Below are 17141 nucleotides of genomic sequence, written 5' to 3'. Positions count from 1 at the left end.
TGCATGAAATTCAAAGTTGTGATGGGTGTTCTGGGTACTTTACTATGGCTTCTTGGATTACTGATGCTCATACCCCTTTTTGTAAGTATGTATTATAGTGAATCTCCCCAGACATTCGCTATAGCTTTTACGATAACAATGGTAGCAGGCACGATATTTGCTTTCAGGATAGAGCCTGCAAAAGAAGATTGGGATCTTAAGGAAGGTTTCATGATTGTTGCTTTTGGATGGCTTGCAGCAGCAATTTTCGGTGCAATACCCTTTGTTCTTGAAGGAATGACTCCAATAAATGCTTTTTTTGAATCCATGTCCGGGTTTACTACGACCGGAGCTACGGTGATGGTGGATATTGAGAGTCATAGCAGAGGCCTTTTATTCTGGAGATCCATGACCCAGTGGCTTGGTGGAATGGGTATAATTATGCTGTTTATAGCCATTCTGCCCAAATTGGGTATTGCCGGTCGGCAGATGTTCAGAGCTGAAGTACCTGGTCCCCAGGAGGACAAATTGCGTCCTCGCATTAGAGAGACCGCAAAGATCCTATGGATGGTATATGTGGCTATTTCCGTTGTAGAATGTGTAGCACTCTATCTTGCCGGACTAAACCTGTATGATGCTATCACTCACACTTTTACCACCATGGCATGTGGGGGTTTTTCCCCTTATGCAGATAGCATAGCTGCTTTTAACAGTCCTGTTGTGGAAGGTATAATATGTTTCTTTATGTTCCTTGCAGGTGCAAATTTTGCATTGCATTACAGAATGTTCTATGTGGATAAAGGTAGTCTTTTAAAAGATGACGAATTCAAATTCTATACTTTAATTATTGCAATTGCAACTCTAAGTCTTACCCTTCTTCTTTTCAAAGATCATGTCTATGATCTGGGTACTTCTTTCAGGTATTCTGTATTTCAGGTATTATCTATTTTAACAACTACCGGGTACGCAACTGTTGATTTTAATCAATGGGCAGATTCAGGCAGGATGCTTCTATTTATAGTGATGTTTTTTGGGGGATGTGCCGGCTCAACCGGCGGTGGGATTAAGATTGTGCGTATCCTGCTTCTTTTAAGGTATGCAAACAGGGAGCTATTCAAAGCTGTTCACCCTAAAGCTGTGCGTATTATTCGTTTCAATGGAAAAGCAGTATCTGATGATGTAATGCATTCCATTGTATCGTTTGTTATAATTTATTTCATCCTTTTTTTCATAAGCTCTGGTTTGCTTACGATGATGGGAATGGATGTTTTTAGTTCATTGAGTGCATCCATAGCAACACTGGGTAACATTGGACCGGCTTTCAATCTTTTTGGACCGATGGCAAATTATAACCTGTTGCCGTTTATGGGTAAATTATTGCTTGTGTTGAATATGTGGATTGGCAGATTGGAAGTATTTACAGTGATGGTAATGCTTACTTCTGCTTTCTGGAAAAAATGAAATATTAATAAACCCTATTTCAGTTGATAATGGATGATGTGGTGATGGCCTATTGAACCTGTAATCGTTGCGAAAAATTTACACAAGAATTTTGGAACTTTTGTGGCTGTTGATGATGTCAGTTTTGAGGTAAATAAAGGTGAGCTGTTCGGTTTTCTGGGACCCAACGGAGCCGGCAAGACTACTGCAATGCGGATTATACAATGTGTATCTCCTCCCAGCGGAGGCAGTCTCAAAGTCTTCGATATGGATGTAACACGTGACCAGCGCAAAATTAAAAACTTAATGGGAGTTGTACCTCAGGAAAACAATCTCGATATCGATTTTTCCGTTTACAAGAATCTCTATGTATATTCACGTTACTTTGATATCCCCAAAAGAAAAGCCGAAAAAAGGATTAATGAATTACTGGATTTTGTGCAGCTCAATGAAAAGAAGGATACAATGACCGATCTTCTTTCCGGTGGTATGAAACGGCGCCTTATTCTTGCCAGGGCGCTTGTGAATGAACCCCGGTTACTGATCCTGGATGAACCCACAGTGGGCCTGGATCCACAGTCCAGGCATGTAATGTGGGATAAACTGCGCAGTCTCAAAAAAGAGGGAGTTACCATTGTAATGACCACCCATTACCTGGAAGAGGCCGCCCAGCTGTGTGACAGGCTGGTTATAATGGATTATGGCAATATTCTTGTGGAAGGTAGCCCGTCATCGATAATAAAGGAGTATATCGGTACGGATATAGTAGAAGCTGAAAATACCCCTGAAGTAATAGCCTGTCTTGAAAACAGCAAGGCAAGGTATGAACAGGCAGGGGATATGGTCCAGATTTATACCAATGACCCTCATGACATTACTGAACATCTTTTTAGTGAATGCAGGCTGGGTAAGATTACCGCAAGGGCTGCAACACTGGAGGACGTGTTCCTTAAACTTACAGGGAGGAAGTTGCGGGAATGATGTCGTATTTTGCCCTGCCGGATATTACCCCGCGTGTCCTGAAAGTCTGGATGCGCAACCGGGATGTGTTCATGACCACTTTGACGGTGAACTTCCTCCCACCCCTGGTGGAACCTATCCTGTACCTGTTTGCCCTGGGATTTGGATTGGGTAACTACATCAATGAAATCGAAGGTGTACCCTATACAAAGTTCATTGCCCCTGCTCTGATATCGGTTTCAATGATGTTTGCCGGTTTTTATGAATGTACCTTCGGCTCCTATGTGCGAATGTATTACCAGAAAACCTTTGATGCCATTATTGCAACTCCCCTGAACATAGATGAAGTCATAGCAGGAGAATTACTATGGGGAGCGACGCGGGGTGTGATCAATGCCAGTATTATCCTGCCGATCCTGTCAATTTTTGGCCTGGCTGTCTATCCGCATTCCCTGCTGGTAATCCCCTTTGCCTTTCTGGCAGGATTGATGTTTTCCTGTATTGCCATGTGTTTTACGGCAATCACTCCCAATATCAATTCCCTGACCTACCCTTCCATCCTGCTGATAACCCCCATGTTCCTGTTCAGCGGTACCTTTTTCCCGCTATCCCTGCTACCGGAAACTGTACAGTACATAGCCCTGGCAATCCTGCCCCTGGCACATATAGTGATCGTTGTCAGGTCACTGATGGGTGGAATTATAGAGGCTTCCCTGCTACTGAACATTGCCTGGATGCTTGGGGCAACCCTGCTGGTTTTCCTGCTGTCAATAAACCTTATGAAAAAGAGGCTTATAGTGTGATAGACCAAGAATTACACGTTTGCCGGATAGATTACCAATGAGCAAGATTACACCTGCGATGCAACAGTATTATGCTGCCAAGGAGCAACATCCCGATTCGCTGATATTTTTCCGTATGGGGGATTTCTATGAATCCTTCGGGGAAGATGCAAAGACCATCGCACAGGAACTTGACATAACTCTCACCACCCGCGGGAAGGGAAAAGAGGGGGAAAAAATGCCCCTGGCAGGAATTCCCTATCATGCGGTGGATAATTATCTTCCCAGACTGGTCAGGAAAGGCTACAAGGTAGCAGTATGTGAGCAGCTGGAAGATCCCAAAAAGGCTAAAGGAGTTGTCAAACGGGGAGTGGTAAGGGTGGTAACCCCCGGTACTGTTATCGATCCTTCCATGCTTTCTGATCCCTCGAACAATTACCTGATGGCAATTGCCGGCAGGGGTCAGGATTTTGGTGTGGCCTTTTTGGATGTATCCACAGGAGAATTCCTGACTACCCAGATCAACGATCAACCTCCTTTTGACGGAATTGCGGGAGAGGTGGCACGAATGCGACCTGCCGAATGTATTATCCTTCCCCAGTTAAGTGAAAATGAGGAATTACAAAGCAGGTTGGCAGAGTTGAAGCTTTCCACCAATGAATTTGATGCTGCTTCCACAGACCCGGAATCTGCGGACAGGCATCTATGTGAACATCTGGGTGTCTCCACCCTGGAAGGCATGGGTTGTGCCGGGCTTGCCTTTGCAAAAATGGCGGCCAGCTGTGCCCTGGAATATGCCCTGGAAACCCAGATGCGTGAATTAAATCATGTCCAATCCCTCCATACCTATTCATCATCCGAATTCATGATACTGGATTCCATTACACTGCGTAATCTGGAAGTTGTGAGAAATGTGCGGGGAGAGGGAAAGGATACTACGATTCTCCAGGTACTGGATGATACCAAAACACCTATGGGCAGCCGTCTGCTTCAAAAATGGATCCTCAAACCCCTCCTTGATGTCTTCCATATAAATAAACGGCTGGATGCCGTGGAAGAATTGTCTGATAACACCCTGTTGAGATTTGATGTGCGCTCCCATCTCTCCTATGTAAAGGATGTGGAGAGACTTGTGGGCAGGGTGGTTTATGGTAATTCCAATGCCAGAGACCTTGTTGCTCTCAAAAAATCCCTGCAGTCGGTGCCCTCTCTCCTGGAAACCTTGGAAGGGGAACATAAGGCAATGCTTGCCCGGATAGTGCAGGGAATGGAAGATTTCAGGGAAATCGATACTCTCACTAATCTGATCGAGCGGGCTATCGTGGAAGAGCCACCTCTTTCTGTACGGGAAGGCGGGCTGATCAAACCCGGCTACAGTGAGGAACTGGATGAACTGAAGGAAATTTCCAGTAATGCCAAATCCTGGATTGCCTCATTCCAGCAGAAGGAGAGGGACAGGACCGGGATCAAATCCCTTAAAGTAGGCTACAACAAGGTGATAGGTTATTATCTGGAGGTTACCAAGCCCAATATTTCCCAGGTGCCTGATGATTACATCCGCAAACAGACCATGACCAATGCCGAGCGATTTTACACCCCCCAGCTTAAGGACTGGGAAGGCAAAATCCTGTCTGCTGATGAGAAAAGGGTGGCATTGGAATATGAACTATTCAATGAAGTAATTTCGGTGGTAGCAAGTCATTCGAAACAGTTGCAGGAGATGGCAGTCTTGCTTGGAGAGCTGGACGTTTTGGCCTCTCTGGCAGAGGTTGCGGTGAACAATAATTATGTGCGTCCTTCCATTACCGATGACTGCAGGATACTGATACGGGAAGGCAGGCATCCTGTTGTGGAAAACTCAGTTGAGGGAGGATTTGTGCCCAATGATGTGGAAATGGATTGTTCTGATGAGCAGTTCCTCCTTATAACGGGCCCCAATATGGCGGGTAAATCCACCTACATGAGACAGGTTGCCCTGATTGTCATAATGGCCCAGGCGGGATCCTTTGTACCTGCTACCCATGCATCGGTGGGTATCGTGGACAGGATATTCACCCGTGTGGGGGCTTTTGATGACCTGGCAAGCGGACAGAGTACCTTCATGGTGGAAATGGTGGAACTTGCCAATATCCTGAATAATTCCACTCCGAAAAGCCTGGTGCTGCTGGATGAGATCGGCAGGGGGACCAGTACCTATGACGGATACAGTATAGCCAAGGCGGTTGTGGAGTATATCCATAACAAGGGCCGCCAGGGTGTCCGCTCCCTTTTTGCGACCCATTATCACCAGCTGACAGAGATCGCTGAATCGCTCAAGAGGGTTAAGAATTATCATATAGCGGTCAAGGAGGACGGAGACGATCTTGTCTTCCTGCGCAAGATCGTGCCCGGTGCCACTGACAAAAGTTATGGTATTCATGTAGCCAGGCTTGCCGGTGTTCCCCATAAGGTAACCAAAAGGGCGCAGTCAATTCTGGAAGATATTGAAAGTGAGAGTGTGATCAGCAGGGAAAGTGAAGGTTCCAGAAAACGCAAGAGTGGTGCCAAATATACCCAGCTTTTGCTGGTAGATCCGGAAAATAACGGTGAGAAGGATTTTGATCCGGTTGCAGAGGAAATAAGGGACCTGGATATCAATAACCTCACCCCCCTGGAAGCCCTGAACAGGCTGCATGATATACAGAAAAAACTGAAGGAGAGTTGATTATGGAAAAGCCGGAGCATATCCATTTACTTGATGAGGCCACAATCAACCAGATTGCTGCAGGAGAGGTCATAGAAAGACCTGCTTCTGTTGTCAAGGAGTTGATAGATAACTCTCTGGATTCAGGAGCATCGGATATTCGAGTGGAAATAGAGGGGGCTGGATCAAAGAATATCACTGTGATAGATGACGGCAGCGGAATAGGCCGGGATGAAGTTCCGCTGGCCTTTACCAAGCATTCCACAAGCAAGATTGAAAGCAAGGATGACCTCCACAGGATAATTACCCTGGGCTTCAGGGGGGAGGCACTCTCCTCGATTGCGGCTGTTTCCAGAGTAGAACTTATCAGCAGAACCGCGGATTGCCTTTCGGCTGTAAAAATCGGAGTGGAAGGAGGTCTGGTTGGGGAGGCAACAGAGACCGGATCTTCGGTGGGTACACGTGTAGAGGTACGGGATCTATTCTATAATACACCTGCCAGGCGTAAGTATCTCAAGAGCAAAAGGACCGAACTTTCCCATATAACTGATACCGTAACCCGTCAGGCACTTGGTAACCCAGGGGTTGCCTTTACTTTGTTAAATGAGGGAAAGGTGGTGCTGCGTTGCGGCAAAGGTGAACTATTCGACAGGATGGTACAGGTGCTGGGAGCAGATGTTGCAAGACAGTTGATACCCCTGGAATACGAGGATGGCCTGTTATCCCTTTGGGGCTATATCTCAAAACCGGGATATTACCGCAGCAATCGGGAAATGAATTATTTTTTCATTAATGGAAGGAATATATCGTCCCCTGCTATCAGTAATGCCGTGAGGCTGGGATATTACACCATGCTGGCCAAAGGTCGCTATCCTGCCGCAGTACTTAATGTGAAGATCAATCTGGAGGAGGTGGATGTCAATGTCCATCCGGCAAAACGTTATGTCAGGCTGAGCAGGGAAAATGAAATTATGGATGGTATCACGGCGGCTGTTGAGCAGGCCCTCAAACAGGAGAAACTGGTACCCGAGGTAAAACCGTCCCGTACAATGACCATGCAGTCATCCCTGGCATCTCCTGAGAAACCAACTTCAAAGGAACCTGTATCTTCTGAATCTCCTGTTATCCGGGAAAATACCTCGAATTACACTGCCCCTCCCAGAGATACCCAGCGCCGGCTCAAAAGCTCAGAAAGGGCTATGGCAGAAGAAAAAGCTCAACCTGAAAGGGTGGGATCGGGTGTGTCAGATGCACGTATCCTGGGGCAGGTCAATGACCTATATATAGTGGCTGAGACCGATGAGGGAATTTTGCTTATAGACCAGCATGCTGCACATGAACGGATAATGTATGAACAGATATCCAGGAAAGTAAAACACGACTGGCAGGAACTGATCTCTCCTGTGACAGTTGATCTGACCACCAGGGAAAAAGTGTTACTGGAAGAGTACATACCCTATCTGGAAAACTTAGGATTTTCCCTGTCAGAATTTGGTACGCAGACCTATGTGATAACCACCGTTCCCACCGTGATGGGAAAGATAGAGGACCCTTCGGTTGTGTACGACCTACTGGCCGATCTCTTTGCCCAGGGCAGGGTAAAGGAGAAGAAGGGTATGGAAGACATGTTATGCAAGACAATGGCCTGCAGGAGTGCCATTAAGGCAGGGGCGTCCTGTAATATGGAACAGATGCAAAATTTGCTGGACCAGCTTGAAAAGACCGAGAATCCCTATACATGTCCCCATGGCAGACCCACAATGATAACCCTGGGCAAAGCAGAACTGGATAAGCTGTTCAAGCGCACGGGTGTATGACGCTAATTTTATAACTTTTCAGATGGAGTAAATGACAATGATCGATCCTGTGAATAAATCCAAAATTCCCGAAGAGTGGCTTGACAAGGCAGCCATGCCACGTGAGGAACTCGTGGAGGGTATAAAGAACGGAAGGCTCGTAGTTTTAAGTGATGGTTCAGTTCTCAAGAGAGGTTATACCACCGGGACAACCGCGGCTGCAGCTGCCAAAGCGGCTGTGCTTTCCCTGCAAGAGAAGGTTAGGACTGTTTCAATACCAACTCCTGTGGGCCTGCGTGCCTATATTGATGTGAAGGAAACGGACACTGGCTATGCGATGGTGACCAAGGTCAATAATGACCACGAGTCCGATATTACCCGGGGGCTTGAGTTTGTAGGGGATGCCCGTGAAGCAGATTCAATTATAATTAATGCCGGTGAGGGTATAGGCACAGTGACACGCGGAGGCCTGCAGGCTAAAAAAGGTCATCCTGCAATCAATCCCAAACCCCTGCAACAGATTAAGATGGCCGTTTTTGAAGCTGTTGAACAACTGGGTCTTAAGGGTGCGGAAGTGGAAATATCCCTCCCCAGAGGGGAAGAAATAGCACGACAGACCCTTAATTCCACTATCGGTGTGGAGGAAGGCATTTCTATTCTGGGTACCACGGGGTTTGTAGAACCCTGGAATGACCATCTCGGGGAAATGAAAGGAGACCTGATTCGTTGTTCCGATAAAGTTGTCCTTACCACCGGCCGTATAGGTATTCGTTATTCTACAATGCTGTTTCCCGATTACACGGTTGTACTTGCAGGCAGCCGTATCTCAGAGGCACTCGAGGCTGCCACAGGCGATGTCATAATCTGTGGCCTGCCCGGGCTTATCATCAAATGGGGTGACCCGGATGTACTTGAGGGTACGGGTTTTGCTACGGTTGCCGAAATGGTGGAAATGGAACCTGAAGGGCAGCACCTGAGCAGGGCTTTTGAAAAAACCGTGGAAAAGGCAAAGGGTGCCCGTGTTGTGATCGTTGAGCGTGACGGTACTGTGCTTATGGATAGCGGGGAAAAGAAATGATAGTTGTGGGTGTAGGAGTGGGGCCTGGAATGCTCACAGAGCAGGCTATCGAGACAATCGAAAATGCGGGTGAGGTGTATGGTTCTCCGCGATCTCTTGAGCTCGCCGGTCCCTATATAAAGGGAGAGTCAATGAAAATAAAGGATTATAAGAACCTGCACCTGCTGGGCGAAGATGCTGTAGTGCTTTCCACCGGAGATCCCATGTTTTCTGGCCTGGGCAAGTTTGCCGGAGAAGGGGACAGTATAATTCCGGGTATATCCTCGATGCATGTTGCCTGTGCCAGGACGAAAACGACTATGAACGGGTTGGCGGTGATTACTGCTCATGGCAGGGATCCCCGTCCTGCAAGAGAGGCTTTTGTTACCGAAATTAAACTGGGGAAGAATGTCCTCCTGCTTCCTGCCGAGACTTTCGGGTCAGTGGAAGTTGCCGAAATTCTAGAGGAAATGGAAGTGCAGGCAAGGATATACGTCTGTGAAAAACTGGGTTATCCTGAGGAAAGTATAATTGAGGGCACAGTTGACAATCCTCCGCTAGCTCAATCGGCTCTTCACTGTTTGCTGGTTGTCAGATAAGAATCCAGCAATTTTGTTTTATTTTTATTGTTCAAAAATATTAACTAATTGGCAGGCATTTGTTTTATCTTGTAATCAAGTTTGGTTTACTAAGTGACAAGATATTTATACAATAAATTCTCTATGGAATCTATCAACTATCATGTTGTTTAGTTAAGTTTACTTGTAAAATGTTGCAATTAGGAGTGATATAGTATGCACATATTCGAAGGATTTTTGCCCTCCCCCTGGTGGCAATTATGGTTTGTATTCTCTATTCCGGTTATAATGTTTGGTATGTATCGCCTCAATAAACTGGTCTCTGAAAGACGTGATCTGCTGCCTTTACTTGCAGTAGCAGGGGCGTTCATATTCGTCCTGTCCTCCCTGAAGTTACCATCTGTAACGGGTAGTTCCTCCCATCCCACGGGAACGGGAATGGCCGCCATAATGTTTGGCCCGGCAGTCACAGCAGTAATGGGTGTAATCGTACTGTTGTATCAGGCTCTTTTCCTGGCCCATGGCGGATTGACAACTCTGGGTGCAAATGTGGCTTCAATGGGTATTATAGGTCCGCTATTTGCATATTTGATCTATAAAGCAGGTATGAAGGCCAATATCAATTTCTATGTGGTGGTTTTCATTGCGGCCACCTTTGCGGATTGGATTACTTATGTGGTAACGTCCACCCAGCTTGCCCTAGCGTTCCCGTCACAGGCTGGCGGATTTTTGGGATCTCTTCAGGCCTTTTTGGCGATATTTGCCACCACTCAGGTACCACTGGCGATCATGGAAGGTGCTTTGACTGCATTGATATTCAAGTATATTATACAGGTCAAGAGCGATGCCCTTGTGGAATTGAAAGTAATCTCTCAGGAAACTGTTAACAAGATCAGGGGGATTTCTGCATGAAGATCGGCAAAGGTGAGATCATATTTGCGGTGATCGCTATATTCTTTGTGGCATCCTTCTTCTACGGGATGGCTGCAAACCCGGGTTCCGAGTTCGGGGGTGCAGACGGTGCTGCCGAAGGAGTGATCACTGATGTAACAGGTGGTTATGAGCCCTGGGTCGGTAACATGGGTTTTGAGCCTCCGGGCGGGGAAACAGAAAGTCTCCTGTTCGCACTGCAGGCAGCCATTGGGGCAGTTGTGATAGGATACTTCTTTGGTTACTATAAGGGTAAAGGTCGCTCTGACTGATTTGCCTTTTACCTCCTTTCCTTTTTTTTGACGACATATATTAATACCTAAAAATCAATTTTGCGCACTACAATTCACATACGGAAATTTTCATTATGACCAAGATGCTTGATGATTATGCACTGCTCAGCCCCCTGCGTTATACCAATAACTGGCTAAAAATTGGGGTTGTTGGTTTTGGGATTCTTATGGGTATATCTTCACAAGCTCCGCTTGTGCCTTTTTCTATAGCCATCTGTATGTCACTGGCAACGCTTATTTTTGGGAGAGTACCTCCGAAATTCTACCTGAAGCTCCTGATGGGACCTGCAGTTTTCGTTGTGTTTAGTGTAATCATTATTGCCTTCTTTTTTGGGGGTGGACCTGAACTTTTTGGTTTCAATGTGCTGGACTATCGTCTGGGTGTGAATACCGGTGGGCTGTCAATGGCTTTCTTGGTATTTTCCAGGACCCTGGGAGGAATGTGCTGTCTGTTCTTCCTGGCGCTGACAACCCCCATGGTGGAGCTTTTTTCGGTACTTAAAAAAACGAGATTGCCTGATTCTTTCATTGAACTGTCAATGATGATGTACAGGTACATCTTTGTGTTTCTGGATGTTGCCTGGTGCATCAAGCATGCCCAGACAGTAAGGCTGGGTTATCATGATCTGAGGACATCCCTGAATTCCATGGCCATGCTCTGTTCGACACTTTTTTTGAGGTCCTGGGAGCAGGGAGAAAAAACTTTTGTGGCAATGAATGCCCGCTGTTATGACGGGAAAATGATGATCTTTGAGGAAAAAAGACCGGTGAAATTTTCAGAAGTTGCATTGAGTCTGGGTTACATGGTTACAATCGTGGGGGTATGGTACGTTTCTAATGGTATGCTGGAGGCTAGTTTATGGTAATACTTGAAACACGCGGACTGAAATATTCCTATCCTGACGGGACCAGTGCTGTCAAAGGTGTGGACATCAAATTGAGAAAGGGCAAAAGAATTGCTTTTGTAGGAAAAAACGGATCGGGTAAATCCACTTTATTTTTGTTACTTAACGGTACTCTCAAGCCTGCTGAAGGCAGGATATTTTATGATGGTAAGGAACTGGCTTACGATCAGGCGTCCTTAAGGGAAATAAGAAAAAACATTGGTATTGTTTTCCAGAATTCCGATGATCAGGTATTTGCACCTACAGTCTATCAGGACGTGGCTTTTGGGCCGGTCAATCTTGGCTACAGTAAGGCAGAGATTGAAAAGAAGGTAAACGGGACCCTGGAATATTTCGGCCTGAGCGGACTAAAGGATAAACCTCCGCATCATTTGAGTGGCGGCCAGAAAAAGAGGGTTGCTATTGCGGGAATTGTGGCAATGGATCCCCTGGCTATCATACTGGATGAACCACTGGCAAGCCTGGACCCTGTAGGGGCGGATGAACTTCTGGATGTACTGCACGAACTCAATCATATGGGTACCAGCCTGATCATTTCCACCCATGATGTTGATCTGGCCTACAGCTGGGCGGATTATGTTTTCTTCATGGTGGACGGGGAGGTTATAGGGGAAGGTACCCCGGATGAAGTATTCCAGGATGATGAACTGCTGCGACAGGCCCACCTGAAACGGCCGGTGACCTTTGATATATATAAGGAGATTGAAAGGCGAGGGCTTGCCCATGGCAACAGGCAGCCCAGGACCGTGCCGGAAATCGTGGATACTCTCAAACCACCGGAATTGATGTGGGTGGAAGTGCCTCCGGAAACCCGGGAAGGCGACATATTGAATCTGGGTGTACTGCATGGTGAATATGCGCTGCACTGTCCTTATGAAGCGGTCAATGCCCGTGTTTTGCATATCCATGATGGTGGCTGGGCGATTGTGGAACTTACAAGGCATGGTATAAAAGCCGGGGGAATCCTGATCTATGATATGGATAGGTTCGATCCGGCTGGTTTTGACGAATTTCTGGAAAAAGAGAATATTGATATTGTGGGTGCCATGGGGAAAAAGAGCAAACTTATGGCTGAGAAGAACTCGTTATGTGTCGATATATCAACCGGGGTTATCGATCGCACTATCCTGATGGCTCTGTGCGGCAAAAGGTGTATGATATTGACAAGCGGGGGTATGATCCCTCATTCGATGAAAAGGATCAATGAATATATTGACAGAAGTGGCATAGCCCTGAATGTCAGGGTCCTAAATGGGAATTGATTTTCCAAAGCAATATCTTTTGTAGGAAGAAAGAAGATATTGCATACGGGATGCATATGACCGCAGAAGGGGAGTCCAGTGGCAGGCAGGCTTTCTCAGAAGAGGAGGGGTTAGACCTTGAAGAGAAATGCAATGAGGTTCTTGTCAGGGATATAATGATAACTGATCCGATCACCATAAAAGGTGAGGCTCCTATAGAGAAAATCTTCGACCTGTTCAATAAAGAACATTTCCATACCTACCCGGTTGTAGACGAAAACGGTGATCTGCTGGGTATAATCGATCAGAATACAATTCTCCAATTATTACTTACAAGACGTGTATCGCGACTTGACCATACTCATCTTATGGCTGTCAGGTCCCTCAGTCAATCAGCCCGCGGGATCATGATACCCCATCCCATAACCATAACTTCCGACACGACCCTGTGTGAAATAGCAGAAACAATGATAAAACACAAGGTAGAGCACTTTTGTGTGGTTGATGAGAAAAAACTTGTGGGAATTGTTTGTAAATCGGATGTCATTCAGGCGATTTACAGTTCAAGGGGTTGAATGATGGAGTTTCTGTTCCAGATCCTTGTCATTCTACTGGTTGCCAGGTTGTTGTCCGAGGTTTCCGAGAGAGTGGGTATGCCCGGTATACTTGGAGAAATCCTTGCCGGATTGCTGCTTGGCCTGCTGATAGTGGAAGAAACCGAAACAATTGCTTCTGTTGCGGAACTGGGAGCTATTTTCCTTCTGTTTACCGCAGGGTATAAGGAAGTACATATTGAAGACCTGAAAGCTTCATCAAAAAAGGCAATTGTTGCAACTTTTTTCCAGATAGCTGCTGCCTTTATTGCAGGTTTTGCACTGGGCAGGTTTTTTGGGTTTGATTTTGTGGAAAGCCTCTTTCTGGCCGTGGCTTTCAGTCCTACCAGTATAGGAGTTGTGGTAAAAACATTGCTTGATATGGGTTACCTGTCCAGTAAACCCGGCTCCATGATGCTAACCTCGGCGATCTTCGATGACATTATAGGTATTTTCCTGTTATCCATAGTAGTTACTGTAGGAAAGTACAATGCATTCCCTACTGCCACTCAGTTTATGCTCCTGCTGGGAAAACTAGTGTTTTTCGTTGGGATCATGGTGATACTGGGTTACCGGGTTTTCCCTTACATTTTTAATTACGTGCAGAAGATGCACTCAAAGGAATCCATATTCGCTGCGGTGGTCCTGATTGCCCTGTTTTCGGCATATTTTGCAGAGATAATGGAGCTTGATGCGGTCATTGGGGCCTTTATCGGGGGTGTGATGCTTTCCAATGTAGCGGTTGCAAAAATAAATGATATACAGAGCAAGGTATCGGGTCTGGCTTATGGTATACTTGTGCCTATCTTTTTTGCTCATATAGGTATGGCTGTGGAACTGGAAGCCCTGAATACCCTGGGCTCTTTCACCATTCTGGTTGTGGTCCTGGCCCTGCTGGGTAAACTTATAGGGGGTTTTGTGGGTGCCAGAGCTATTGGTTTTGATTCCTATGAGAGTTTCATATTTGGCTCAGGGGTCATGCCCAGGGCGGGTGTGGAACTTGTGGTGATCTCCATTGGCAGGGATATGGGAATAATAGGAGAAGAAATCTTTTCAGCCGTGGTCCTGATGGTAGTAGTTTCTATTATTATCTCACCTATTGTGCTCAAATTTGCAATACAAAAGGACAAGCATAAAAACTCCTCTGCCCCTGCAAGTTGAAGCCGGAATTGTATTTCACTGCAATAAAGATTTAATAAGTATGTGTCAAAGTTAAGTGGGGAGCTGGCAGGTAATGAAATTATCAGAGCAGGGTTGTATGCAATTGCCCGAGAATATCGCAGATTCTGAAGGGCTTGGAAGAGATGAAGTTTCTGCCAAACTCCAAAGCCAAGGGTATAATGAGCTGGAAGAGACGGAAAAAACCACTCCGCTTAAGATCTTCATTGGCCAGCTGGGTAATGTTATTGTATGGGTGCTGGCTGCAGCGGCCCTGATCTCCCTGTATATAGATGAAGTGGTAAATTTCTGGGTTATTTTAGGGCTTATTATTTTTGTAATCCTGCTGGGTTTTGTGCAGGAATACAGGGCTGAAAAGGCCATGGAATCCCTCAAGGGGATTGTGAGGCCAAAGACCACTGTTTTACGTGAAGGTACCCTGCGCCAGGTTGCGACACGGGAAGTTGTTACAGGGGATATTCTGGTACTGGAAGCCGGTGACAGTATACCTGCAGATGCCTGTGTCTTTGAATTGCAGGAACTTAAGGTGGATGAATCCGCATTGACCGGGGAAAGTTTGCCTGTGGAGAAAAACTTGAACGAGCCTCTTTATGCCGCAACCCAGGTTGTCAGAGGTAAATGCAGGGCTGTGGTGATGGCTACGGGTATGGATACGGAACTGGGGTCAATCGCTTCCCTGATTCAACCTGCAAAGGAAGTAACTCCCCTGCAAAAGGAGATCTCGGCATTTTCCAAAAAACTGGCAGTTGTTGCCTTGCTGGCATCGGGGATGGCTTTGGGGCTGGGTATTTTTGCCGGTGCTCCTGTCGAGGAGATGCTGATTATTGCCCTGGCACTGGCAGTGGCCGCGGTGCCTGAAGGCCTTCCTCTGACCCTGACGATCACTTTGGCCTACGGGATGCGCCGCATGGCTGCCAAAAACGCTATCATCCGCAAGATGCTTGCAGTAGAAACCCTGGGTTCGACCTCGGTGATATGTACGGATAAGACCGGGACACTGACCCGTAATGAGATGACGGTTGAAAAGATTTGGACCATGGAAGGGTTGTTCGAGGTTACGGGTTCGGGTTATGGAGATGAAGGGGAATTTGTGCTTGACGGGAATAATTTCAATCCCAAAGATTCCACACTGGAAATCCTGTTGAAGGGGGCAGCCCTTTGCAACAATGCATCCCTGAATCAAAACGACAATTCAGAGGATGTGGTGGGAGATCCCACAGAACTGGCCCTGTTGGCGGCTGCCTCAAAGGCGGGTATTCGCAGGGAGAAGTTTGCCGATGATCATGAAAGATTGCATGAGATCCTTTTCACCTCAGATAGAAAAATGATGACTACAGTCCATTGGGAAAAAGAGGGATCGATTTCCTTTACCAAGGGGGCTGTGGAGGTTGTGCTGGAGCGCTGTGATCACATTCTTAAAGATAATGAGCGGGTGCAACTTGACCAGACCACCAGGAAGACCATTCTGGAGGAAAACAGCAGGCTTGCCTCCGGAGCCTATAGGGTGATTGCAATTGCCCGCAAGGATGTGGGGGATAAGTGGGATGAAACTGATCTGGAAGAGGGGATGACTTTCCTGGGCCTGATGGCAATGACCGATCCGGTAAGGGAAGGTGTTACCGAGGCTATCGGTTTGTGTCACCAGGCGGGTATCAAAGTGGTGATGATTACCGGGGATAACGTAAAAACCGCCCTGGCTATCTCTGACAAACTGGGAATTCCTGTGGAGCAGCCTGATAATATTTCAGATCCTGATGGTATACTGGCTGACGGGGCGATTACGGGAGACGAACTGGCCGGTTTGAGTGATGAAGCCTTTGCAAAGATTGCGGATCATATTCATGTGTATGCCAGGGTTATGCCAGAGCAGAAATTGAGGATCGTTAAAGCCCTGCAGGCAGAGGGACATGTTGTTGCCATGACAGGGGACGGGGTGAATGATGCTCCCGCGCTTAAAAGGGCTGATATTGGTGTGTCGATGGGGCTTAAAGGAACAGATGTGGCCCGCCAATCCAGTGATATGGTGCTGCAGGATGATAATTTTGCTACTATTGTGGAGGCTATCAAGAGAGGCAGGACCATTTATGATAATATTGAGAAATTTACAAGTTACCTGGTCTCACGTAATTTCAATGAGATAATATTGATCATGCTGGGTATCTCCCTGCTGGGATATGAACTGGTCCCCCTGCTTGCCCTGCAGATCCTTTTTATCAATATGTTCGGCGAGATCATGCCTTCAATTGCGCTGGGCCTTGATCCGGCAAGAGAGGAGGTAATGCACCGCAGACCCCGACCTGTGGGTGAAGGAATCCTGGCCGGCAGGAAACTTGTACTTGTGGGTTCTGTGGCCGGTGTGATGGGACTTACCTGCTTTGTTTCCTTCTTGTTTGCAGACCCGACCGCAGACCTGGAGCGGGCACGCACAATCGCGTTTGCTACGGTGGTGAGTATGATCCTGTTTGTGCCGTTTGCTTTCCGCTCCCTTGAGGTATCTGTGCTGAAAACCGGTTTCAGGAACAAGTTGATCATTGCAGGCGTTTTGAGCACATTGCTCCTGACACTGGTGGTTATGTATGTGCCTTTCCTGGCTGCTGTATTTGACCTGCAGCCCATGGATCTGCAGGACTGGTTGTTACCTCTTGGCTTTGCGGCAGTTACACTGGGATTTGTGGAAGTTTTGAAGGGGTTATTGTTCAGGAAGAATTACGGGTGAAAAGGTTTA

The 17141-nt window shown here is 46.8% G+C and carries 14 protein-coding genes; all 14 read left to right on the top strand.

Translation table 11 applies throughout. From position 1 onward, the window contains the following. Positions 1 to 3 precede the first annotated feature (3 nt). The 14 genes from BKM01_RS10440 to BKM01_RS10375 all read left to right on the top strand — a co-directional run bounded on the left by BKM01_RS10440 (position 4) and on the right by BKM01_RS10375 (position 17132). The gene (locus BKM01_RS10440; RefSeq protein WP_072361888.1) at positions 4 to 1440 is read left to right on the top strand and encodes a TrkH family potassium uptake protein; all 1437 of its coding nucleotides are present in this window, start codon (positions 4 to 6) and stop codon (positions 1438 to 1440) included. Positions 1441 to 1542: 102 nt separating this feature from the next. Continuing rightward, a complete protein-coding gene (locus BKM01_RS10435) occupies positions 1543 to 2400 on the top strand; it encodes an ABC transporter ATP-binding protein (protein WP_072361885.1) in 858 nt (285 codons plus the stop codon). Continuing rightward, complete coding sequence (locus tag BKM01_RS10430) at positions 2397 to 3182, top strand: ABC transporter permease (protein WP_072361882.1); 786 nt, start codon at positions 2397 to 2399, stop codon at positions 3180 to 3182. Before BKM01_RS10435 ends, BKM01_RS10430 begins: the two co-directional genes overlap by 4 nt. 37 nt (positions 3183 to 3219) lie before the next feature. After that, a complete protein-coding gene (gene mutS / locus BKM01_RS10425; RefSeq protein WP_072361880.1) occupies positions 3220 to 5865 on the top strand; it encodes a DNA mismatch repair protein MutS in 2646 nt (881 codons plus the stop codon). Positions 5866 to 5867: 2 nt separating this feature from the next. After that, positions 5868 to 7661, top strand: coding sequence for a DNA mismatch repair endonuclease MutL (gene mutL / locus BKM01_RS10420; protein ID WP_072361877.1), 1794 nt, complete (start codon positions 5868 to 5870; stop codon positions 7659 to 7661). A 37-nt stretch (positions 7662 to 7698) separates the two neighbouring features. Further along, positions 7699 to 8718, top strand: a complete 1020-nt coding sequence (locus BKM01_RS10415) for a cobalt-precorrin-5B (C(1))-methyltransferase (RefSeq protein WP_072361874.1) — start codon at positions 7699 to 7701, stop codon at positions 8716 to 8718. Continuing rightward, positions 8715 to 9296 (top strand): cobalt-precorrin-7 (C(5))-methyltransferase, encoded by a 582-nt coding sequence (locus BKM01_RS10410; protein ID WP_072361871.1) that lies wholly within the window; start codon positions 8715 to 8717, stop codon positions 9294 to 9296. The genes BKM01_RS10415 and BKM01_RS10410 overlap by 4 nt, the downstream gene beginning before the upstream one ends. Before the next feature lie 195 nt (positions 9297 to 9491). Beyond that, positions 9492 to 10187: an energy-coupling factor ABC transporter permease gene (locus tag BKM01_RS10405; RefSeq protein WP_072361868.1), complete on the top strand. Its 696-nt coding sequence runs from the start codon at positions 9492 to 9494 to the stop codon at positions 10185 to 10187. After that, positions 10184 to 10477, top strand: coding sequence for an energy-coupling factor ABC transporter substrate-binding protein (locus tag BKM01_RS10400; RefSeq protein WP_072361865.1), 294 nt, complete (start codon positions 10184 to 10186; stop codon positions 10475 to 10477). Before BKM01_RS10405 ends, BKM01_RS10400 begins: the two co-directional genes overlap by 4 nt. A 95-nt stretch (positions 10478 to 10572) precedes the next feature. After that, complete coding sequence (cbiQ, locus tag BKM01_RS10395) at positions 10573 to 11364, top strand: cobalt ECF transporter T component CbiQ (RefSeq protein WP_072361862.1); 792 nt, start codon at positions 10573 to 10575, stop codon at positions 11362 to 11364. Further along, positions 11358 to 12665 carry an energy-coupling factor ABC transporter ATP-binding protein gene (locus BKM01_RS10390; protein WP_072361860.1) on the top strand — a complete coding sequence of 436 codons (1308 nt, stop codon included), beginning with the start codon at positions 11358 to 11360 and terminating at the stop codon, positions 12663 to 12665. The genes cbiQ and BKM01_RS10390 overlap by 7 nt, the downstream gene beginning before the upstream one ends. Before the next feature lie 56 nt (positions 12666 to 12721). Next, on the top strand, positions 12722 to 13219 hold the full coding sequence (locus tag BKM01_RS10385; RefSeq protein ID WP_072362011.1) for a CBS domain-containing protein: 498 nt from the start codon (positions 12722 to 12724) through the stop codon (positions 13217 to 13219). Continuing rightward, positions 13220 to 14398 (top strand): cation:proton antiporter, encoded by a 1179-nt coding sequence (locus BKM01_RS10380; RefSeq protein WP_327078539.1) that lies wholly within the window; start codon positions 13220 to 13222, stop codon positions 14396 to 14398. It abuts the gene before it with no gap. 73 nt (positions 14399 to 14471) lie between these two features. Continuing rightward, a complete protein-coding gene (locus tag BKM01_RS10375) occupies positions 14472 to 17132 on the top strand; it encodes a cation-translocating P-type ATPase (RefSeq protein ID WP_072361857.1) in 2661 nt (886 codons plus the stop codon). Positions 17133 to 17141 lie beyond the last annotated feature (9 nt).

Origin of the sequence: Methanohalophilus portucalensis (assembly GCF_002761295.1) — an archaeon.
Classification (GTDB): domain Archaea; phylum Halobacteriota; class Methanosarcinia; order Methanosarcinales; family Methanosarcinaceae; genus Methanohalophilus; species Methanohalophilus portucalensis.
This window is presented reverse-complemented; position numbering and strand designations above follow the sequence as displayed.